This window comes from Vibrio litoralis DSM 17657, from assembly GCF_000426765.1.
Lineage (GTDB): Bacteria > Pseudomonadota > Gammaproteobacteria > Enterobacterales > Vibrionaceae > Vibrio > Vibrio litoralis.
On sequence record NZ_AUFZ01000022.1, the window covers coordinates 73,022 to 94,611 of the forward strand.

The 21,590-nt window shown below is 42.4% G+C and carries 17 protein-coding genes; 8 read left to right on the forward strand and 9 right to left on the reverse strand.

Annotation, left to right across the window (positions count from 1 at the left end; all coding sequences use genetic code 11):
• Window positions 1-119 precede the first annotated feature (119 nt).
• A complete protein-coding gene (locus K358_RS0109240) occupies window positions 120-557 on the forward strand; it encodes a PACE efflux transporter (protein ID WP_027696553.1) in 438 nt (145 codons plus the stop codon).
• Here the strand turns inward: K358_RS0109240 and K358_RS0109245 are convergent.
• The 4 genes from K358_RS0109245 to ppsR form a co-directional block, all read right to left on the reverse strand.
• Window positions 554-1,321, reverse strand: a complete 768-nt coding sequence (locus K358_RS0109245; RefSeq protein ID WP_083962791.1) for a sulfite exporter TauE/SafE family protein — start codon at window positions 1,319-1,321, stop codon at window positions 554-556. The two genes, K358_RS0109240 and K358_RS0109245, sit on opposite strands and share 4 nt — an antisense overlap.
• Before the next feature lie 250 nt (window positions 1,322-1,571).
• Complete coding sequence (locus K358_RS0109250; RefSeq protein ID WP_027696555.1) at window positions 1,572-2,168, reverse strand: glutathione S-transferase family protein; 597 nt, start codon at window positions 2,166-2,168, stop codon at window positions 1,572-1,574.
• A 24-nt stretch (window positions 2,169-2,192) separates the two neighbouring features.
• Complete coding sequence (locus tag K358_RS0109255; protein WP_244875245.1) at window positions 2,193-2,621, reverse strand: GNAT family N-acetyltransferase; 429 nt, start codon at window positions 2,619-2,621, stop codon at window positions 2,193-2,195.
• A gap of 13 nt (window positions 2,622-2,634) precedes the next feature.
• Window positions 2,635-3,468, reverse strand: a complete 834-nt coding sequence (gene ppsR / locus K358_RS0109260) for a posphoenolpyruvate synthetase regulatory kinase/phosphorylase PpsR (protein WP_038150025.1) — start codon at window positions 3,466-3,468, stop codon at window positions 2,635-2,637.
• Window positions 3,469-3,721: 253 nt separating this feature from the next.
• Between ppsR and ppsA the strand changes: the two genes are divergently transcribed.
• The 3 genes from ppsA (at window position 3,722) to K358_RS0109275 (ending at window position 7,126) form a co-directional block, all read left to right on the forward strand.
• Window positions 3,722-6,106: a phosphoenolpyruvate synthase gene (gene ppsA, locus K358_RS0109265; protein ID WP_027696558.1), complete on the forward strand. Its 2,385-nt coding sequence runs from the start codon at window positions 3,722-3,724 to the stop codon at window positions 6,104-6,106.
• A gap of 107 nt (window positions 6,107-6,213) precedes the next feature.
• Entirely contained in the window at window positions 6,214-6,570 is a 357-nt protein-coding gene (locus K358_RS0109270; RefSeq protein WP_027696559.1) for a hypothetical protein, read from the forward strand.
• A gap of 184 nt (window positions 6,571-6,754) precedes the next feature.
• Window positions 6,755-7,126, forward strand: coding sequence for a hypothetical protein (locus K358_RS0109275; protein ID WP_027696560.1), 372 nt, complete (start codon window positions 6,755-6,757; stop codon window positions 7,124-7,126).
• Between the two features lie 196 nt (window positions 7,127-7,322).
• Here K358_RS0109275 and malQ read toward each other — a convergent pair whose 3' ends face one another.
• Window positions 7,323-9,512 carry a 4-alpha-glucanotransferase gene (gene malQ, locus K358_RS0109280; protein ID WP_027696561.1) on the reverse strand — a complete coding sequence of 730 codons (2,190 nt, stop codon included), beginning with the start codon at window positions 9,510-9,512 and terminating at the stop codon, window positions 7,323-7,325.
• A 393-nt stretch (window positions 9,513-9,905) separates the two neighbouring features.
• On the opposite strand from malQ, the gene malT reads away from it, so the two are divergent.
• The 3 genes from malT (at window position 9,906) to ggt (ending at window position 15,118) form a co-directional block, all read left to right on the forward strand.
• Window positions 9,906-12,626 carry an HTH-type transcriptional regulator MalT gene (gene malT, locus K358_RS0109285; protein ID WP_027696562.1) on the forward strand — a complete coding sequence of 907 codons (2,721 nt, stop codon included), beginning with the start codon at window positions 9,906-9,908 and terminating at the stop codon, window positions 12,624-12,626.
• 54 nt (window positions 12,627-12,680) lie between these two features.
• Window positions 12,681-13,052, forward strand: a complete 372-nt coding sequence (locus K358_RS0109290) for a hypothetical protein (RefSeq protein ID WP_027696563.1) — start codon at window positions 12,681-12,683, stop codon at window positions 13,050-13,052.
• Window positions 13,053-13,327: 275 nt separating this feature from the next.
• The gene (gene ggt, locus K358_RS0109295) at window positions 13,328-15,118 is read left to right on the forward strand and encodes a gamma-glutamyltransferase (RefSeq protein WP_244875246.1); all 1,791 of its coding nucleotides are present in this window, start codon (window positions 13,328-13,330) and stop codon (window positions 15,116-15,118) included.
• Window positions 15,119-15,146: 28 nt separating this feature from the next.
• On the opposite strand, the gene K358_RS0109300 is transcribed toward ggt, so the two are convergent.
• Window positions 15,147-16,034 carry a LysR family transcriptional regulator gene (locus tag K358_RS0109300; RefSeq protein WP_027696565.1) on the reverse strand — a complete coding sequence of 296 codons (888 nt, stop codon included), beginning with the start codon at window positions 16,032-16,034 and terminating at the stop codon, window positions 15,147-15,149.
• Window positions 16,035-16,183: 149 nt separating this feature from the next.
• Here K358_RS0109300 and K358_RS0109305 point away from each other — a divergent pair, with 149 nt between their 5' ends.
• Window positions 16,184-17,275 carry an alkene reductase gene (locus K358_RS0109305; protein WP_027696566.1) on the forward strand — a complete coding sequence of 364 codons (1,092 nt, stop codon included), beginning with the start codon at window positions 16,184-16,186 and terminating at the stop codon, window positions 17,273-17,275.
• 86 nt (window positions 17,276-17,361) lie between these two features.
• On the opposite strand, the gene K358_RS18795 is transcribed toward K358_RS0109305, so the two are convergent.
• Genes K358_RS18795 through K358_RS0109320 form a run of 3 tightly spaced genes read right to left on the reverse strand, consistent with a single transcriptional unit; the run spans window position 17,362 to window position 21,354 of the window.
• Window positions 17,362-18,516, reverse strand: coding sequence for a DUF2931 family protein (locus K358_RS18795; RefSeq protein WP_083962792.1), 1,155 nt, complete (start codon window positions 18,514-18,516; stop codon window positions 17,362-17,364).
• Window positions 18,500-20,569, reverse strand: a complete 2,070-nt coding sequence (locus K358_RS0109315; RefSeq protein WP_027696567.1) for a T6SS phospholipase effector Tle1-like catalytic domain-containing protein — start codon at window positions 20,567-20,569, stop codon at window positions 18,500-18,502. Before K358_RS0109315 ends, K358_RS18795 begins: the two co-directional genes overlap by 17 nt.
• Window positions 20,557-21,354 carry a DUF4123 domain-containing protein gene (locus tag K358_RS0109320; RefSeq protein ID WP_027696568.1) on the reverse strand — a complete coding sequence of 266 codons (798 nt, stop codon included), beginning with the start codon at window positions 21,352-21,354 and terminating at the stop codon, window positions 20,557-20,559. Before K358_RS0109320 ends, K358_RS0109315 begins: the two co-directional genes overlap by 13 nt.
• Between the last annotated feature and the right edge of the window lie 236 nt (window positions 21,355-21,590).

The window sequence follows — 21,590 nt, forward strand, 5'->3', positions numbered from 1 at the left end:
ATTCCCTCATTTTAAACCTATCTAATAAAGCGATAGTTATTAACTAGAATATATCTCATATAACATTAATAATAGCGACAGTTTTGAGTATTAGATTAGAAATTGAGTTAGAGGAAAAAATGCGTACAACGTTCGATAGATTAAGACACACCATTTGCTTTGAGTTGATTGGTCTGGTGATTTTGACCTTAGGTGTGGCAAAACTGATTAATATGGATATGACCAAAATAGGCGTTTTGGCGGTTGCGTTTTCAATCATCGCAACCGTGTGGAATTACTTCTACAACATATTATTTGATAAAGCGATGTTAAAGCGTACTGGCCAACTGAATAAAACCGTTGCGATACGAGTGTTTCACGCTTGTTTATTCGAATTAGGGTTACTAGTGATTACACTACCCATTATGGCCTGGTGGTTAGAAATAGGCTTGGTAGAAGCCTTCATTTTAGATTTAGGCATGGCGCTATTTTATCTTATCTATGCTTTTATCTATAACTTGGCTTACGACCGAATTTTCCCGATTCCGCAAACCAAGCAAGTGAGTTCTAACGCTTAAGCAGTAAAAAAGCTCCAGATAAGGTTAAACGCAATAAAGGTTAATGCAAATTTCAGCACAACATGGAAGTGCTGATTTGATACTTTATCCAGCACCTTCTTACCCACAAACGTACCGAAAAATCCGACTAGGATCATCAGCCCTATCACGCCAACCCATTGCTGATAGGCAAAGCCCAACATACCAAAAATAACTGCCTTGATAATATGTTGAATCGACATAAAACAAGACATAGTTGCGCCGAGTTCACGACGATCGGGTAGAATATTCTTAACCGTTGCAATCAAAAATGGCCCCGTTGCGCCAACAAACATAGTCAAAAAAGCAGTAAACGCTCCGATACCAAGTAGTCCTTTTTTTCCTTGCAAACTCAACTTGATAGGTACCCAACTGCTGATCAAAATGAATACCGCTAAAATGAGTTCTAAGTACTTGGTAGGTAGATTTAAAGCAAGGTTACCGCCAATCACAGCTCCTACGGCACTACCAACAAAAAACCAGCCTAAATATTGCTTTTGAATATGGCGTCGCATCAACACAGCACGCCCCGCATTCGAACCTAGTTGCACAATAGCGTGAACCGGAATCACCGCCGCCGCTGGCATCATAGTGATCATAAAAGCAATTAACGTCGCTCCACCGCCTACTCCAATAATGACATTGAGCATAGACGTCATACCGCTTAAACCAATTAAGGAGAAAAACTGTATCGTGCTGAGATCATCGGGTTTTAAATGAAGGACTAGATCAGTAAGAGCTTGCATAAAATCGATTCGGGAAAAAGAACAAGCCGCGATTATATACCCAAGTCGTCGTTAAATGCGATTTGGATGTGGGTGTTAATTTTTCAGTTTTGTAGCTTAGTAAATAATGATTTAAACAAGCTATTCGCAGCAACCCTTCCCAACCTTCCCTTAGCTTTCAGCTCTTCTATCAATTAGCTATCACAGGTAAAGGGAAGGAGCTGTTTTTACGGAGGTAATTAGATTAAACGACAACCACACCTAATCTGTACTAACTCATCCCCACATAGCCTTCCATACTCGCGATAGCATCAATCCAACGCTCGATATTTGGGTAACCCGTCAAGTCGAAACCACCTTCATGGGCGACATGAGTGTATGCATACAAAGCAATATCGGCGATCGAAATGCTATTCCCAACCAAGAAAGCAGATTGAGATAATTGTTTTTCCATAATTTTCAGGGCTTTGTGACCACCAGATTGCAATGATTGGTATTCTTCAAGTCGGTGCTCTGGCATGCCTTGGTACTTTTGAATAAACCGTGCAACGGCAATATAAGGTTCATGTGAATATTGTTCAAAGAAAAGCCACTCATAAACTTTGGCTTTCTGGTATCTATCGGTTGGTAAGTACGGTGTCCCTTCAGCAAAGTAGCTTAATATGGCGTTAGATTCACACAACACCTGACCATCATCAAAAACGACGGTAGGTATTTTTCCATTTGGGTTAAGTGACAAAAACTCGCTTGTTTGAGTTTCTTTGTTGAGGATATTAATATGCTGCCAATCGTGTTGAATATTTAAAAATGACAGCAATAGTTTTACTTTCAAGCAGTTTCCCGACTGCAAATCGCCATATACGAGCATTCCATTCTCCGTATTTATTAAAATTTAGACCAGCGGCTTTTCCATATAGAAAAACCGATCATCTTCTTTTACCACAACAAAGCCACTACGCCGATATAAATGAAACGCAGGGCTAATCTTAAACACTCTCAATTTCACTTTTTGAATATCAGATTGCAGCGTTAATCGTTCTACTTCTTTCAAAACCTCAGAACCTACCCCTTTATTTTGGTAGGAAGAACTGACTTGTAGATCTCTTAAATAACAACTATCTGCTTCAAAAGCTAAGCGAAATGTTCCAATAATTTGACCTTCTGCGACTATGTCCCAATTATCTAAACGTTTAACTTGCTCAGCTATCTGCTGTTGTTGCCATTCAACGCCATATTGCTCGTAGTACGGCGACATGTTTTGGTAAGTGATCTCGGCTGAAAAGGCTAAATCGTCAGTTGGCTGGTATAAAATATTCATCATAAAGCTACCCTAATTACCACATCGAGCGTTTCAAGCCACTCAATTCCAATAAACGTGTCGAGATTTCTTCGACCGATAAGGTAGTGGTATTGAGATAAGGAATAGCTTCACGGCGAAATAAAGACTCCACACGGTTCAGCTCTTTTTCACATTGCTGCTGACTGGCGTAGTCACTATTGGCGTAGCGTTCGTGGCGAATGGCCATTAAACGTTCGGTATCAATCGTTAGCCCAAAAGTTTTGAAGCGATAAGGTTCGATTTCTTTCGGGAGTTTTAGCGCCGCCATATCATCTTCAATAAACGGATAATTCACCGCGCGAATGCCAAATTGCATCGCAAGGTACAAGCTGGTCGGAGTTTTTCCGCAGCGAGAAACGCCAAGCAAAATGATATCCGCTTGATCCAGGTTATTCAGCGACACTCCATCATCATGCGCCAATGTGTATTCCACCGCAGCAATACGGTTTTGATAGCTTGCTGCATCTTTTTCAATACTGTGAGAACGGTGTAATTGTGGACTAGGCTCTAAACCTAAATCTTGCTTTAACGGCTCGACTAAGGCATTTAACACATCATAAAAATGCGCATTCGCTTGCTCAATAATCGCTTTCACTTCTGGAATGACAATTGAGAAAAACACCAAAGGTTTTTGTCCCGTCGCTTGATATTTTTCTTCAATCAAACCTTTTACGTATTCAGCTCGCTCAATGGTTTCCACAAAAGGTAAGGTAGTCTGTGAAATTTGCAGAGGAAACTGGCCAAGGACAGCATGACCTAACGTTTCAGATGTGATCGCAGTCCCATCCGAGACATAAAATACATCACGAAAATCTTTCTTTATTTCCATAACAAACTGATCCTTAAGATTATTTAATTGCGCGCTATCACACAAAATAAATTTGTAAATTTTCACAACTATAATTACACAGAAAGTTCACATATGGTGTAACAAGCGAGGTTCATTGTGAAGTAGCGATTAAATTAACACTAAAATAAAGGTCGATATTGAGACATAAGGCCATAAATTCGTTACCACATTGAGCAGCCATAAACGCACAAACTTGAATTAATCCAATACAAAATAGTCTAGGAGACACGCCGTGGATAAGAATGTGGTTTGGTATGATGCTTTATCAATGAATGATGTTGATAAGGTCGGGGGCAAGAATGCATCTCTCGGTGAGATGGTTGCCAATCTTTCTAATGCAGGGGTGAAAGTGCCGAATGGGTTTGCCACTACCTCTTTTGCCTTTAACCAATTTCTAGAAACCAACCAACTTAACGACCGCATATACCAACTGTTAGACGCACTCGATGTCGATGATGTGAGCGCGCTAAAAGCCGCAGGTGAAACTATCCGTAACTGGGTACTTGAAGCCCCACTTCCTACCCAACTTGAAAACGATATTCGTGACTACTACCAAGAGCTCAGTAATGGCGACGACATGCTTTCTGTCGCAGTACGCTCTTCCGCCACCGCCGAAGATTTACCTGATGCCTCTTTTGCTGGCCAGCAAGAAACCTTCTTAAACGTGCGTGGCATTGAGGCGATTATCGAAGCCACCAAACATGTCTTTGCTTCCCTATTTAATGATCGGGCTATCTCCTACCGAGTTCATCAGGGATTTGACCATAAAGGTGTTGCGCTATCGGCTGGTATTCAACGTATGGTGCGCTCCGATAAAGCGGCCTCTGGCGTCATGTTTACCCTAGATACAGAATCTGGCTTTGACCAAGTCGTCTTCATCACTTCTTCTTGGGGCTTAGGTGAAATGGTCGTACAAGGCGCGGTTAACCCTGACGAGTTCTACGTTCACAAACCAACGCTACAAGCAGGTAATCCAGCCGTTGTACGTCGCACGATTGGTTCAAAACTAATTAAGATGATTTACGCCGAAGGTAAAGCGCTCGGCACCCAAGTAGAAATCATTGATACCGATTCAACAGAACGCAGCCAATACTCACTAACTGATGATGAAATTCAAGAGCTAGCAAAACAAGCCTTAATCATTGAAAAACACTACGGTCGCCCGATGGATATCGAGTGGGCTAAAGATGGCATTACCGGTGAGTTATTGATCGTTCAAGCACGCCCTGAAACGGTTCGTTCTCGTGATAACCAACAAGTGATGGAGCGTTTTCAATTAAACGAAAATAGCCAAAACTTAATTGAAGGCCGTGCAATTGGTCAGCGTATTGGCGCCGGTGTCGTACGCGTCGTTCAAAGCCTAGATCAAATGGATCAAGTACAAACTGGCGATGTGTTAGTGGCCGATATGACCGACCCTGATTGGGAACCGGTGATGAAGAAAGCGTCTGCCATTGTCACCAACCGTGGCGGTCGAACTTGTCATGCGGCGATCATTGCGCGTGAACTCGGCATTCCTGCGGTCGTCGGTTGCGGTGATGCCACCAGCAAATTAAAAGATGGACAGGCTGTGACCGTTTCATGCGCCCAAGGTGAAACTGGTTATGTGTTTGAAGGTGAGCTCGATTACGAAATCAAACGATCTTCGGTGAGTGACCTACCCGACCTACCACTCAAAGTAATGATGAATGTCGGTAACCCAGATCGCGCCTTCGATTTTGCATGTATTCCAAACGAAGGAGTTGGCCTTGCTCGACTCGAATTCATCATTAATAAAATGATCGGCATTCACCCGAAAGCACTACTGAATTACGATGAGCAATCAGCAGAACTTAAAGCTGAAATTGACCAACGTATTATTGGTTATGCTAACCCTGTTGAGTTTTACATTGAGAAGCTCACCGAAGGGATTTCTACCCTCGCCGCCGCATTCTGGCCTAAGCGCGTGATTGTGCGTATGTCTGATTTCAAATCCAATGAATATCGTAATCTAGTGGGTGGCATAAACTTTGAACCAACTGAAGAAAACCCGATGCTTGGCTTCCGTGGCGCTTCTCGTTATATCTCACCGAAATTCCAAGACTGTTTTGCTCTGGAATGTGAGGCGATTAAACGGGTTCGCAATAAAATGGGCCTCAAGAACGTCGAAATCATGATCCCATTTGTGCGCACAACCAATGAAGCAGCATCGGTGATTGATTTACTGGCTAAGTTCGATCTACGTCGTGGTGAAGATGGCTTAAAAGTCATCATGATGTGTGAGCTTCCATCCAATGCAATCTTAGCGGAAGACTTCCTAAAATACTTTGACGGGTTTTCCATTGGTTCAAACGACATGACCCAATTAACACTAGGGTTAGACCGGGATTCTGGTGAAATCGCTCACATGTTTGATGAACGAAATGCCGCAGTAAAAGCTATGTTATCCATGGCGATTAAAGCGGCCAATAAAGCAGGAAAATACGTAGGAATTTGCGGCCAAGGCCCATCAGATCACGATGACCTAGCCCAATGGTTAATGGAACAAGGCATCGATTCAGTGTCTTTAAACCCTGACACGGTTCTAGAAACCTGGGTACATTTAGGAACCAAAGTGCCAAATAATTTATCTAACTGATCATTTCATGCCATAAATCAAAAAACGAGGTCATCATGATCTCGTTTTTTCTTATCAAAATACATTACAATTCATCTATTATTTTCTCTTCTGAAATAGACATTCCCATGAATAAAAAACGACTCGGCATAATTTTGATCATCATTGTAGTGGCCTACTTTGTTCATAGTAAGATGGAAGCCAATAAATCACGCCTAAAGATGTCGGCTTTTATCTCAGCGTACGGTATTGCATTAGATCAAGGCTGGATAGCCATAGGTTCAGATATCAATCCGCAAAACGCCCCAAATTTAAAGCTCATCAGTGATAGTGAATCTGATGGCTTACACATCACAACCGGTGAGTTCACCTACTTTCCTGATATGGGTCCAGTACAACAATGCAAGCGCATAACCTTTAGTTGGAGTCATCAAAAGGGAGCCGAAGAAGATCAACTACTCAACCAAGAAAACTGCCAACTCTAATCGTATTTAATAAACACAACATTCGTTGACTATGGTTGTTTGAACAAAAAAGCGAACACTACTTGGTAAACTTGATACTTTCTTACCCTAGATCAAATAAACGAGGCCAACATAGCCTCGTTTTTTTCTACCAAAATACACTATAATCCTCAACAATCTAATCTCACATCAAGAACTAATCACCATGAACCTAAAATTTCTCGGACTTGTTTTTATCATCGGCGCTGGCGTATATGTTTACCATCACAAAGATGAATTAATGGCTACGGATGTACCAGCAAGTGCAAGTCGTGCAGCAGATAATATCGCCTTTGCTCAAGGTTGGATTGATGATCCTTTTGATAACATTACTACGGGTGTACAGGCAGAAGATGATGGCTCGCCAAGCTTTAAAATCATTAAAGACACAGAAAACAATGGCGTACACACAACGACGGGTATTTTTAAGTACTACCCAGTGAAGAACCATGTCGCTAAATGCAAACGTATGACTTTCACTTGGGCGGATAAAGTTGGTTCAAAAGAAGAGAAATTGCTCAAGCAAACCAATTGCTAAGTCTCTCTCACCTTTACCCTGCACCAAAATTTAGACAAAAAAAACCGAGCATATTTCCTGGCCGGGAAATGTTGCTCGGGTAGGTAGGATTAATACAACTCTTTCCCTTGTAACAAGGAGTTGAAAGAAGGAGTATTAGTGCACCAAACGGTGCGACCTATACAATGAATTTGGTATCAAGCCGTCTTAAGTCGTATTAACTACCACGACGCGCTTGAGTTAATTTCGCTTCAAGTTGCAAAATATCGTCTCTTGCAAACATGTCTTCTAATGTAGACACCAATTTTCGTCTCCAGTTCGGATATTCATCCATTGTTCCTGGAATATTTACCGGTGTATCCATTTCAAGCCAATCTTCCAGCTGCAAACTGAGCAAAGCACTACTTCCGGTTGCCATGTGAACTTGCATTGCTTCACTTAGCGCCTGATTGATCACCACCTCGCCCGCTTGGTTATACTCTAGCTCTGGAAGATGATTATGTTGGCCTAATGTTTCAATAATATGTTGTCTTCGTGACTTTCTATCTTCAAACAACACATTTAATTGTTCTTCATCTGGGTACAAGCCAATCTCACGACCCAAAGTTAAATCTGCACTATTCCAAAAGCCTCGTAGTGTCGGCATATCATGGGTGCATAATGCGGTCATCGATTGCTGTTTGTACTGATCCGGTGCGATATATTGCCCATCTTGCTCAGTTTCAAAAAAGAATACTTTGTAAGAGTGGATGCCCGCATCATTGAGTTTTTCAACAATCTCTTCAGGAACCGTTCCTAAATCCTCACCAATCACCGCACATTGATGACGATGACTTTCCAGTGCCAATATCGACATTAAATCATCAACTGGGTAGTAGATATATGCGCCATCTTTGGCAGTTTTGCCTTTTGGGATCCACCACAAACGCAATAAACCTAAAACGTGATCGATTCGTAATGCGCCACAGTTACGCATGTTAGCTCGCAGCAAATCGATGAAGGGTTGATAAGCTAACGCTTTAAGTTGATACGGGTTTAACGGCGGCAAGCCCCAGTTCTGCCCTAGTGGTCCGAAGATATCAGGCGGCGCACCAATACTCACATCTTGGCAAAGGGCACCATGGTCTGCCCAAGTATCCGCTCCCGAGTCGCACACGCCGACGGCCAAATCGCGATACAACCCTAACGCCATGTCCTTTTGTTCTGCTAACTGTTGCACTTGGGTAAGTTGTTCATCGGCAAGCCATTGCAAGTACATAAACAACTGCACTTTTGACTGATTATTTTTGATGTAGCTTTGCACTTCTGGATAGTCGAAATGCTGAAGGCTTTCATCAAACACTGGCCAGCCCCAAACCGAATCATCTTGCGCTTTTAAATCTGCATGTAATGCATCAAAAGCCGCTTGATGAAGCAAACTCTCGCCACCTAGTTCAACAAAATGGGAGAAATCTTGAGCGCGTTTTGTTTCCTTATTAACTTCTTGGTCAATAAAGATTGTAAATAGTTCCGGCAAGATTGCCATTTTGAGCGCAGAAACTTCAGTGTAGTCGACCCACTCTTTCGCGCGGTTATCAGCTAGACGCTGTTGGAATGCCGCCTCTGCTACCATTTCCTGTGCTTTTTCACTTTTCGTAAATTCAGGCACCGCTTCCACGTCAATGTACATCACATTCAACCAGCGACGTGACGATGGGCTATATGGGCTCGCGCCTTCTGGATTAGCCGGAAAGAGAGAATGAATTGGATTCAAACCGACAAAATCACCACCGCCTTCGGCAATTTTTTCCACTAGGTATTTGAGATCAGAAAAGTCGCCAATCCCCCAATTAGTTTTTGAAGTAACGGAATAAAGCTGAATACTCGGGCCCCATAAACGTTCGCCTTCAACCAACTCTGGTTGTTTAAAGCAAGCCTTTGGCGTCACAATCAACGACATCACAAACGGCTTATTGCGGCGCTTACGGAAAAGAGACAGTTGATGATAACCAAGCGGTAAGTTATCGGACAATGAAAAAACTAAGTAACCTTCCTGCTCTCGACGATCTTCAACGATTTGGGACTCTAGATAACCTTCAAAGCACTCACCTTGTTCGGTTTCAATCAGCCACGAAAACTCACTTACTCGTGCGGATGCACTGATATGTAATTCAACCTGCACTTCTTTACCAGCATGCACCACTTTCACGCTTGGTAGTACATCGACCTTATGACGTTGCTCGGCTTGCTCTAATAAAGTGGATTGATCTGTCGTGTCATAACCAAGTGCTTGCAGTAGTTCTTCGATGGTTTGTTCGCTCACATAGGCTTCATCGCCCCACGCGCTAATATAACGGTCAACAATGCCCTCTTGAGTGGCCACTTGTTTTAATACTGAATGAGATTGCGCTGAATTTAAGTCTTGCATCGAATGCTCCATAACTTCTTCTTAGAAACATCTGTCGTCGAAATCTTTACCTTCAAAACATAAAGAACTTCGAGGAGTCGTGTTCATTTTCGTTACATTCAATATTGCCGATTAACATAAAGTGTCACATCCTCCCTTTTAACGGCGTAGAGGGATGAGAGTTAGGGCGTAGCTGAAAGAAAGTTCGAACAAAATGAGATCTATAGCAGGATTTACAAGATAAACCTGAGTCAGATCACATCATCTTGCCGATCGCATGGTATGTTAAAGCGAAATACTGGCTTATTACTAAAATTAAAATTGATAAAAACATGAGCTAGATAACAAAAAATATTTGCTGAATTTCACGCTTACTCTTTAAACCGTCAACTTTTTCAGAGAATCATCGCTGCCATGTGGATACCTTCCAAACTCAATAGACCAGCCCGACTACACAATGCCATTTTGCGCTCTCGCCTACTTGAAGCTTTAGCCCATGCGCCTTTCTATAAGTTAGTGTTGTTTCGTTCCCCCGCCGGTTACGGTAAAACCACTATGGCTGCACAATGGTTGAACAATCATTCAAACCTAGGTTGGTTCAACATTGATGAAAGTGACAACGATGCCTTTCGCTTTGCTAACTACTTTCTACAAGCCTTCAATAAAGCAACTAATGACGCTTGTCCAAATACTCAAGCACTGGCAGAGCGTCGTCAATTTGCTAGCTTAACCAGTTTATTTAGCGAACTATTTGCCGAGTTTGGTTTCAACGACACTCAAACCTACCTAGTACTCGATGATTATCATTTAATTACTAACGATGAAATCCACGAAGGGCTGCGCTTTTTCTTAAAACACATGCCCGACAACATTACCCTAGTGGTGACCAGCCGAACTCATCCACCGCTCAACACGGCGAACTTACGAGTACGCGATTTATTAATCGAAGTTGATAATGCTCTGCTGGCGTTTGATAAAGAAGAAACTGAACGCTTCTTCCATAAGCGCATTACGGATAACCGCTATCAAGCCGATATATTAGAAACCATCCGTACTCAAGTTGAAGGTTGGGCATCGGCGTTACAATTGATTGCACTACATGCTCAACAATTTCCCGGCACGTTAGAAAACTCTGCGGTCTCGATTGCCAACTTCAATCAAGACCATATTTGGGACTACCTAGCCGAAGAAGTGTTTGACCAATTAACCCCAGAACTACAAACCTTCTTGTTGCAATGTTCGGTGCTGGATATGTTTAACGCTGAACTGATTACCGAGCTAACCGGCAGAGATGATGCGCTGGCAATGCTGGATTCACTTAACCGCTTTGGGCTGTTTCTTCACCCAATGGAAGGAGCGGATAACTGGTTCCGTTTTCATAATTTGTTTGCTGAGTTTTTACGCCACCAGCGTTACACCCAAATTCCGGGGCAGCGTAGTCAACTGCACTACAACGCCGCCAAAGCCTGGCTTAAACAACAAAATCCACAAGCGGCCCTCACCCACGCGCAAAAAAGTGGCGATGAAACACTCGTCAGCCAAATTTTATCTGATCATGGTTGGAATATGTTCAACCATGGTGAGCTACAAGTAGTGGAATCAGCAATCAACAATTTAAGCGATGATGTGCTGTTTATCTCACCACGTTTGTGTCTATTGCGCGCTTGGTTAGCACAAAGTCAGCACCGCTATAACCAAGTATTCGACTTGATCGTAGAAGCCGAAGAAAAAATGGCTGCGCGTAATATTGATTTGACCGACACACAAATTGGTGAATTCAAAGCGCTTTCAGCTCAAGTTGCCATCAACCAAGATAACCCTGCGCTTGCATTAGAAACCGCCGAGTTTGCCTTGCAACAACTACCCCATTCGAGTTTTCGTAGCCGTATTGTTGCGACCTCTGTCATTGGCGAGGTGTACCATGTGATCGGTGAGCTTGATAAAGCCTTCGAGACAATGCAAAAAACAGAAGTAATGGCGCGAGAAGATGGCGTATTCCACCAAGCGTTATGGGCGATTTTGCAACAAAGTGAAATTCAACTGGCGCGCGGTTATGGTCAAGCAGCATTTGAATTACTAAATAAAGCCGAACAATTGATTAAAGAACAACACCTACATCAGCTGCCTTTGCATGAGTTTATGCTACGCATTAAGGCGCAAATTTTATGGTGTTGGAATCGCTTAGATGAAGCCGAGCAATGTGCTCACCTAGGCTTAGAAACCATGGCACCATTTGAAGATTCTAAATCCTTACATTGCTATTCAATGCTAGCGCGAATCGCTATTTCTCGTGGCGAGCTAGATAAAGCCGCCCGCTATTTAGACACTTGTAATCAGCTAAAAGCCAATAATCGATACCACATAGATTGGCGCGCCAATGCTGATCTATCTAACCTACTTTATTGGCAAGCAACCAGCCATCAGCCAGCCATTGAGCAATGGTTAAATGAATGCGAAGAACCTCGCTCAGCGGTCAATCACTTCCAACAATTACAATGGCGCAACATTGCCCGTGCCGCCTTGTTAGTCGGTGATTTAGAGCGTGCGGAAAATATTCTGACATATCTACAAAATCAAGCCTCAAAATTAAAACTGGTTGCCGATAAAAACCGTAACCTAGTACTCGAAGCAGTACTTGCAGAGAAACAAAACCAGCCACAACAAGCGCAGCAATGTATTCACGAAGCGTTATCACTCACCAATAGCACCGGCATGATAGGTAACTTCTTATGCAATGCTGAGACGGTATCACCACTGATTAAATCATTAGTGAACGAGAAGAAACTTGCCGAACTCGAACTACACCGAGCGCAAAACTTGCTGCAATTAATGACCAATAAAGAACGGGTCCGCGCCGTACATTTTGATGAAGAATTTGTACAAAAACTGCTAACGCTGCCAGACTTACCAGAGCTTATTCGCACTAGCCCACTGACTCAACGTGAATGGCAAGTGTTAGGCTTAATTTATGCAGGGTTAAGTAACGATCAAATCGCTGCCGAGTTTGATGTTGCGCCGACAACGATCAAAACGCACATTCGTAATCTCTACCAAAAAATGGGATTAGATAACCGACAGCATGCGATTAAAACTGCTGAGCACTTAATTCAATTAATGGGGTTTACGGCCCGTTAATAAACGCTATCTCGTGCTATAAAGAAGCAAAGCCACCTGATTAAGGATGATCTTATGGCCACGTTTTTGCCCAATAAACCGCATCACAATAAACCTAAACCCACGTTCACTCTCAGCCGGAGTGAACGTTATTTATTCCTATTACTAACAGCACTTCTCACCCTTGGAGTAGTCTGGAAGATCAATGATAGCGCCACACAACGCAAAGCCATCACCCCACTCAAACAGCACCAATACTTATTTAATCAAGCCTGTCAACAAGCACTGAATAACGGTGCAGATCGCAATGTCTCCTATTGCACCACCGCGCAACATTACGACTATGTTTTGAGGTTAGCGTTAAAAGACAACCATATAGATTTAAGTGAAGCGGTTGAGTTGGAAGGTTATTTTCAGAGGCAGTATCGGGAGTTTAGTAATAACTGAAGTTTGGTTTTTTGAACCACATATTTGTTTATTTTCTACCTTCATCCCACTTTTTTTGCTTTGCGACCTACCGAAATAACGAATTCTCAACCACACTAGATGTGTCAGTTTAGAGAAAACACTAAAACACTGACGAAACACAAGCTCAACTAAGACTTTTGCACACCTTTATAACCTTAGTTGCTCTGCTTGTTACAAACTCTTGGCTTTAGTTGCAGACCTCCCCACCTTTGCAGCTAAAGCCAATTTTTGATCATGAGTCACGAGGGATCCCGATGACCAATACACTTTCTAAAACACTACACCATAATCATTCCGTTTCTATTCTCAGCAGCTTTACCAAGCACAGTTCTATCAAAAAAGCCTTATTCGGCGTTGTCTGCTTATTTAGCGCAGGCACTTATGCGCAAACCCCTGCTATTTATTCCAGCGACAGCATTCACCATCCAGTTTGGGCTGAACATGGCATGGTGGCGAGCCAAGAAGAACTGGCTTCAAAAATCGGTGTTGAGATCCTAAAACAAGGCGGTAATGCGGTGGATGCTGGTGTCGCGGTCGGTTTTGCTTTAGCCGTCACACTACCTCGCGCGGGCAACATTGGCGGTGGTGGTTTTATGATGATTTACGATGCCAAAAAGAAACGCACCTTTGCGCTAGATTATCGTGAAATGGCGCCCTCAAAAGCGTACAAAGATATGTACCTTGATGAAAGTGGCAATGCGATTGAAGAACTGTCGCGCTTTCATGGTTTAGCGGTTGGTGTACCGGGTACGGTTGCGGGTCTGATTACTGCACTCGAAAACTACGGCAGCATGGACTTAAAAACCGTAATGGCTCCAGCAATCAAATTAGCAGAGCAAGGCATTATCGTTACCCCTGATTTATATACCTCGCTACAAAGTGCCAAAGATCGTCTACAAAAATGGGATAGTAGTAAACCTGTATTCTTTAAAGATGGCGGTCAATCCGACTACCAAATTGGCGATAAACTGATTCAAAACGATCTCGCTAATTCCCTTAAAATGATCGCTAAAAATGGCCGTGATGGTTTTTATAAAGGCAAAACCGCCAAAGCAATTGCCGACTCCGTGACTGCGGCAGGCGGCTTAATGACAGTTGAAGATTTGGCGAGTTATAAAGCGGTGATACGTGAACCGGTAATGGGAAGTTATCGAGGTTACAGTATTGCCTCTATGCCGCCGCCATCATCGGGTGGGATTCATATTATTCAAATCTTAAATATTTTGGAAAACTATCGCATCGGCGAAATGGGTCATAACACCGCCGAGACCATCCATGTGATGGCTGAAGCAATGAAACTCGCTTATGCAGATCGAGCAGAATATTTGGGCGATCCTGATTTTGTAAAAGTACCCATGAAAGGCTTAACCAACAAAGACTACGCCCATAGTTTGCAGCAGCAGATCTCACAAGACAAAGCACGCCCAGCCAAAGAGATTAAACATGGTCAGCCGATGCCTTATGAAAGTGACCAAACGACTCACTTCTCTGTCATGGATAAAGATGGCAACGTAATTTCTAACACCTACACCTTAAACTTCTCTTACGGTACGGGTATGGTCGCCAATGGCACTGGCATTTTACTCAATAACGAGATGGATGACTTTTCTGCCAAGCCCGGCGTACCGAATGGTTATGGTTTGATTGGCGGTGAAGCGAATGCGGTCGAAGGCGGTAAACATCCACTTTCTTCCATGAGCCCGACATTGGTATTTAAAAACGGTAAGCCTATCCTAGCAACCGGTAGCCCCGGTGGTAGCCGCATTATTACGACTACCCTACAAATAATCATGAATGTGATCGACCATAGTATGAATATCGCTGAAGCGACTCATGCAGTGCGTGTTCACCATCAATGGTTGCCTGATGAATTACGTATTGAGAAAGGTTTGAATCAAGACACTATCAAACTACTGCAAGCGAAAGGACAAAGCGTCGTCGAAAAAAGTGCAATGGGTAGCACTCAATCGATTATGCATACAGATAAAGGATTCTTTGGATCGTCGGACCCAAGAACGCCAAGCGCATTAACTACAGGATATTAAAGAATATTATTTGATACTTTAGCTATATTTACGGCTCTAAAATGAGCTTATCTTGAATAAAATCTAGGAACAGTGAAATTCGTGACGCTAGCGCACTTTGCTTGTAGTACACCGCTTGAATCGATTCCCTTCGGTTTGGGTGGTGTATTGCATTAGGTAACACTTCGACTAACGAACCATCGTTTAATTCACGGTGAATCATGTAATACGATAAAGCGGTAATCCCCATCCCATTCATACATAGCTGTTTAATGATTTCCCCACTACTCGCATGAAGCTCAAACGTTAGAGGATTCTGTGCATGTTTAAAGTGCCAGTTATTAAGGTGAGATGCCTGAGAAAAACCGAGCAGGGTATGTTCTGATAATTGTTGAACTTCCGTAGGCGTGCCGTTCACTTGCAAATAATCAGGGCTTGCGACGACGACTAATGGGCTCTGACCTAAAGCTCGCGCGTGCAATGTGGAATCTTTTAAATCCCCAATACGAATTGCCACATCAACCTTGTTATCTAATAAATCCACAACCCTATCATTGGTGGTGAGTTCCAATTCCACTTTAGGATACAGTTTCCTAAATTCAGGTAAGAGCGGTACCAATTGATGGCTAATAAATGCAAATGCAGCATCAATTCTTAGCTTACCTACCGGCTCTTTCTGATGGGAAAGTAAATGTTGCTGACCAAGATCAAGCGTATTTAAGGCTTGTTGAGCGTAGCCCTTAAACACCGCCCCTTCTTCGGTCATCACTAGCTTTCGAGTGGTTCGGTTAAATAATGTCGTTTCTAATTGCTTTTCTAACCGTGAGATCGCTCTTGATAAGGTAGCAATCTGAATTCCTTCTTTCACTGAAGCTTTCGAAAAGCTCTCACTTTCCGCTACCGCTAAAAAAGCCATTAAATCTTCGGTTTTAATCATTCACACTCTCTCACCTCAAGTCAGTTATCGAGATCATAGCTTTCTTTGCATATTAATCAAAAGTAATTTGTATTTTTTGATATTAATGAAAATATTATCCTCTGATACCATGCCTGCAATCAATAAGAAAACAAATATTAGGATATCCCATGACAAACTCTCTTTTTACGCCAATCCAATTCGGTGATTTAATCTTAAACAACCGTATCGTCATGCCACCAATGACTCGATCTCGTGCTAAAGATGGTTGCGCTAATGCCATGATGGCGGAATATTACGCACAACGTGCAGAAGCTGGTCTTATCATTTCTGAAGGCACACAAATCTCTCAACTAGGTCAAGGTTATGCTTGGACTCCGGGTATTTATAGCCCAGAGCAAGTTCAAGGCTGGAAGCTAGTAACTTATGCAGTACATGAAAAAGGCGGCAAAGTTTTTGCTCAACTTTGGCACGTAGGCCGTGTAACTCACCCAAGCAATACTGGTGGTTTACAGCCTATTTCCTCAAGCGAACAAGCGGCAAAAGGCGTAAAAGTGTTCATTGATGAAGAAGACCAACCTAACTTTGTTGATACGGTATTACCAAGAGCCATGACTCACGAAGATATCGAACATGTGAAAGCAGAATTCCACCAAGCAGCCTTAAATGCCCTAGAAGCTGGTTTTGATGGTGTTGAATTACACGCGGCGAATGGCTACTTAGTGAATCAATTTATCGATTCTGAAGCGAACCTTCGTGATGATGAATACGGCGGCAACACTGAAAACCGTCTGCGTTTCCTAGGAGAAGTGGTGGATCAATTGGTAGCTGTTGTGGGTAAAGAGCGCGTCGGTGTTCGCCTTGCCCCATTCACTTGCTTAAATGGCACTGTCGACTCTGATCCTGAAACCACTTATGTAGAAGCGGCGAAATTACTGAACAGTAAAGGCATTGGCTACATTCACATTGCAGAAGTAGATTGGGATGACGCGCCAGATACGCCAGTATCATTCAAACAAAACCTACGTCAGGCTTTTGATCAAACCATCATTCTGGCAGGAAAATATAACCCAGAAAAAGCCCAGCAAGCGTTAGAGCAAGGTTTTGCCGATATGGTTGCGTTTGGTCGTCCATTTGTCGCTAACCCAGACTTGGTGACTCGCATTAAAAACCAATATCCATTAGCCGAGCATAATCCAGATACTTTGTTTGGCGGTGCTGAGCAAGGGTTAACGGATTACGCGACTTATTCTGAAGTCTAACTGAAATAAAAAACAAACGCCGCAGGCTTCCAAAAAGGAGTTACCTGCGGCGTTTGCTAGTAAACGACTATTCTATATATCAATGTTTATAAACACATCTCATCAACATACTGCTTTATCGACTTTTGCCCTTTTTCTGTCACTTTCAATTCTTTATATAATTTATCAAGCGGATAATCAGACAAGGCGACTAAACGAGCGAGTACCCAAGTTTGAGTATGGTCTTGATCTAAGCCTTTTCGCGTTGCTTCATTCCACGCATCGTTGAGGGTGCTATCGGAAGTTGAAATTTGCCTAATAAGATCGGGGCTGTAATTCCACAACAAACGTTGCAGCGCATATTGAGGTGAAGATTTATCTAACTTAATTGCCCGATCAGGTACAGGTGGCTTGTCCTCCCAGCAACGATAACTAGCTTTGGGCGGTTCAGGCTTAACTGGCTCGACCCTTGGGTTAATTAATTCACCTTGGTCGTTGTAGTCATTAATGGAATAGACATGGGTAATATCTTTTCGCCAATAGGTTTTATTGACTTTATCCCAAGGGATTGGAAACAGAGGATAGCCTAGATCATTGGCTTGTTTTTGACGATTAACAAATACATCATATACAGCACTTTTTTTATAAGTATCAACGCCAAAACCTTCATAATCCTTTTGCATAGTTTTGAACGGTTCAAGTTCCCCTACGTAGATATAATCTAAGCACCCCGACAACCACACTTTAACATGACCATTGGGTAACATCCCCAATGAAAAATTATTGATATAGCAAGGAATATCACTTCCTGCATATTGATAAGATTTTTTTTTCAACATCAAAGCTTTAATCTTGTCTGATAAATCAAACTTGGTGACATAAAATTTTAAATCGTGCATTGACGTCCAGTACACATAAATCGAATCCGGCAAATGATTGGTTCCACCTATTTGGGCAGGAGCGACGCCAGCACCTGGATTTAAAGCAATTCCAAAACCGTCATAATTCGGAAACCATTGTTGAATGTTTTTTAAGTTATTAAAATTAGACAGTTGAGAGTAACTAAATAAAACGCTTGTCCAATCTTCTTGTTCATTGATGCCATAAGCTTGACTCACCTCTACATTATAAAAACTAGGTGTCGTCACCCCGATACTCCATTTAGGCTTGTCTTTGGGTACTTCCGGCACCTTACTGAACGCGCCACACGGTAACGAGACTAGCGTCAGTAACAGTAACGATCGTTTACACTGTCGGATCATATTGTTCACGGTCAAACGCTCCTTGTGCGTTAGTATTCGGGTGGTTGGCAATGCCATCATCCGATGAATGATGAATTAAGCTATAACGCATAAAAGCATCTAAAAATTTGCTCGAAGACAAGTAAGTCGTTAGCTCACCAATGTTGCCTTGTTTGCTCATTTGCAGTATAGAGTCACACAGCTTACCAAAGATCATGCTAGGGTTGTTTTGAGTGCAACTAATTAACTCAGGTACTTTGTACTTATGCTGCTTTGGATCTACCCATACGGAAATAGATGAACCTGCTTGATATTCCGTCAAAGGCACTTGCATTGATTCAGCCAGACCGTACATTACCCGTAAGTACAAACGCGATAAATCGCCTTGCACAAGTCGTTGTAAATACAGCTCTCCAATCATTTGCTGTTGGTCGTTTTTTCCTCTGCGCGGCCCTTTTTCTATCGAAATAAAATAATCATCACGATTCCAACCTTGCACCACTTCTTGTTCCAATGATGTTTGCAACTCTTGCTCTATTCGTTGTTTGACATTATTAACGTCAAACCGAGGACAATCACGAACAATACGTTTAATACGCTTACGCTCAACAAGCGGTAACAGGTATTCCGTTTGATCAAATGCATATTGCGAATAATAGCCGCCCCCCACATCGGAGTGCGCACCATACACCATGATTTCATGGAAGTTATCAGCGGGATTTAGCTTATTGCTACTAAAGTTATAACGATACTCGGTTTTTGGGGAAGCGGTTAAATGCACCGCATGGCGTACTCGCTGTGGATCCAGCCATAAACGAACATCACCGTTATCCTGGTTATGCGGGGTAAAATCTAGAGAGCTAAAATCGGCAATCGCTGCCACAGTATCAAACAATCCCACAAAGGTGGCTTCACAATGCTCATTACTGCTCCAATCAAAGCCCGCTTGCAACGCTAACTTAGTTTGTTGGCACGCTTCAACAAACTTAGGCACAAATTCGCCTTGCTCACCATCGAGTGCCACATTAATAAAATGACGAGCAGCAGCGGCTCCGCGACTAAAGCCAAATACATCCAATTCAACTTTATTAATCCCATCAATAGGGGTCGATATTAGATTTCTCATTGTAGTGGCAACTGAATCAAAATGATCATTTAAGTTTTGAATGCTTGTTGTGACTTTGGCTTCTACACCATATTCACCTAACCCTAATGCTTGGCCTTTTAGTGATTCATCCGCTTTAGCAATATCGGTGCTATTACCTGTGCCAATACCAGTGATGTATTCCGGATGATAAAACACTGTCTGATCTTGGTTAAATTTATCTGTAATATAGCGTTCGTACAACTTTTGAATATTGGTCAATTCATTGGCGGCACTGCTTGCCACTTTTTCATCATCCTCCCAGAACCAATAGAAATCGTCTTGATTTGGGTATTGATAGGTCTCCGCTTGCCAATCTCTTACTGGCTTGTTGCCTTCTAAATTCTTTCGAGATTTCCAGTGCAGATAATACTTTTCTAACTGTTGCTTACCCCATTGTGCGCTGTAGGTGTTATTGGCAGTACCATCAAAAAACAAGCCAAAACGCAGGGTAATATAATTAAACCCTTGCACGCACAACACATGGCATTTATCAGTAACAAGCTGACCGGTTAGTTTACTTTGGGCTTGGTGGCGTTTGGGGAGATCTTGAGCTTGTTCGCCGATTAATAAGTCTCCGGCAGTCACATTGATACGAGCTCGCTCTCCATTATTATGACCTAGCGGCTTTTGTGTGATCCATTCATCTACTGGGTTGCTTTCTGACTCGTTGATTAACGGTCTACGTTGCTGTGATTGTTTTAACCACCCTATCGGATCGAGTTCTAACGTCACAAAGCCTGAAGGAAGACCGCTTACAACAGTAGGAGCATGGTTTAAAAGAATCGGATGACGAACACCTTCTGCATCAATTAACTCACCTTTTACATTATCAAAAGGTTGATTGTGCTCATCGACTACCATTAACTCAATCCAGTGAGTTCGGTTTTCACACACTGTGCAATGTGGACTTAACCCTAGCATTCCCATAATGCGGTTTCCTTTTCTAGCTGTTGTAGTTGCTGTACGTCTTCATGAGTCAGTAATAATGCTTGTGCCAGCGAGGCGTAATCGGTTTGTGTTTGTTGAGAGAATTTAACCAGCGCAAAACTTTCGGCTTGTTCGAAATCGTTGCCATGCTCTAAGGCTTGCTGCAATGCTTGTTGAATAAAGATGAGTGGCGAAGCCAGCTGGCACATTTGATCGGGTAGTTTTTCCCATAAGCGACGTTCAATCACCTTTGCATGATGCGCAACTTGATAAGTTGGAGCGAGGTGGTAAGGTTCCATTTTCCACCATGGTTGGTTTTGCAATTGATATTCAAGCTGGCTCGTGTTGCGGTATATCTTCAATTCATCATCTTGTATTAACACCAACTGTTGTGCATTGCCTAGCCAAGCGTTGATTTCACTTTGTGTGAAGGTAGGTAAAACAGCGGCTAATACGTTTTTATCGTAATAACGAAATAAGACTTCCTCTCCATCCATTGCCACAAATAGCAAACTTCTTAAATGCACTACGACATCCCAAATGGGCGCATTACTGACGATTACCATGCCTTGTGAAAACGTGGAGGGTTCAACATTGTTGAATGAATCTTGTATCGGAATGAGCCAAGGAGATAGAGGCATAACCTCTTTAAAAGATTCACCATGAAACAAAGGCAGCGCATCGTTAAAACCAATTTGCTGATTTTGTTTTATCGCTTGCTGATGAAGCTCGTCAGTCGCTAACCAATAGGCATTAGCTTGCTGACAGAACCATGATTTGAGCATGGTGAAACCCTTTTATTAAAGTATTGAAACAATGAGCAAATTTTTTACTGCGCTTAAATTAACGAGCAATCTCAATGAGGCGTTTCATACTAATAAATTCAATGAATTAATTTAAATAAAAACTAATTAAATATGCATATATCAGAGCGTTAACTTTTATTTTTTAGACACATATATAATCTAGCCATGCAAAAATGCCGCAAATTCTCATCTGCGGCATTTTTTATTATTAACCA

Bases quoted from the DNA above. Each gene is read 5' to 3' on its own strand.
- K358_RS0109240 (WP_027696553.1), top strand. From the start codon at position 120: ATGCGTACAACGTTCGATAGATTAAGACACACCATTTGCTTTGAGTTG.
- K358_RS0109270 (WP_027696559.1), top strand. From the start codon at position 6,214: ATGAATAAAAAACGACTCGGCATAATTTTGATCATCATTGTAGTGGCC.
- K358_RS0109290 (WP_027696563.1), top strand. From the start codon at position 12,681: ATGGCCACGTTTTTGCCCAATAAACCGCATCACAATAAACCTAAACCC.
- ppsR (WP_038150025.1), bottom strand. From the start codon at position 3,468: ATGGAAATAAAGAAAGATTTTCGTGATGTATTTTATGTCTCGGATGGG.
- malT (WP_027696562.1), top strand. From the start codon at position 9,906: ATGTGGATACCTTCCAAACTCAATAGACCAGCCCGACTACACAATGCC.
- ggt (WP_244875246.1), top strand. From the start codon at position 13,328: ATGACCAATACACTTTCTAAAACACTACACCATAATCATTCCGTTTCT.
- K358_RS0109275 (WP_027696560.1), top strand. From the start codon at position 6,755: ATGAACCTAAAATTTCTCGGACTTGTTTTTATCATCGGCGCTGGCGTA.
- K358_RS0109305 (WP_027696566.1), top strand. From the start codon at position 16,184: ATGACAAACTCTCTTTTTACGCCAATCCAATTCGGTGATTTAATCTTA.
- K358_RS0109250 (WP_027696555.1), bottom strand. From the start codon at position 2,168: ATGCTCGTATATGGCGATTTGCAGTCGGGAAACTGCTTGAAAGTAAAA.
- K358_RS18795 (WP_083962792.1), bottom strand. From the start codon at position 18,516: ATGATCCGACAGTGTAAACGATCGTTACTGTTACTGACGCTAGTCTCG.
- malQ (WP_027696561.1), bottom strand. From the start codon at position 9,512: ATGCAAGACTTAAATTCAGCGCAATCTCATTCAGTATTAAAACAAGTG.
- K358_RS0109255 (WP_244875245.1), bottom strand. From the start codon at position 2,621: ATGATGAATATTTTATACCAGCCAACTGACGATTTAGCCTTTTCAGCC.
- K358_RS0109320 (WP_027696568.1), bottom strand. From the start codon at position 21,354: ATGCTCAAATCATGGTTCTGTCAGCAAGCTAATGCCTATTGGTTAGCG.
- K358_RS0109300 (WP_027696565.1), bottom strand. From the start codon at position 16,034: ATGATTAAAACCGAAGATTTAATGGCTTTTTTAGCGGTAGCGGAAAGT.
- K358_RS0109315 (WP_027696567.1), bottom strand. From the start codon at position 20,569: ATGGGAATGCTAGGGTTAAGTCCACATTGCACAGTGTGTGAAAACCGA.
- K358_RS0109245 (WP_083962791.1), bottom strand. From the start codon at position 1,321: ATGCAAGCTCTTACTGATCTAGTCCTTCATTTAAAACCCGATGATCTC.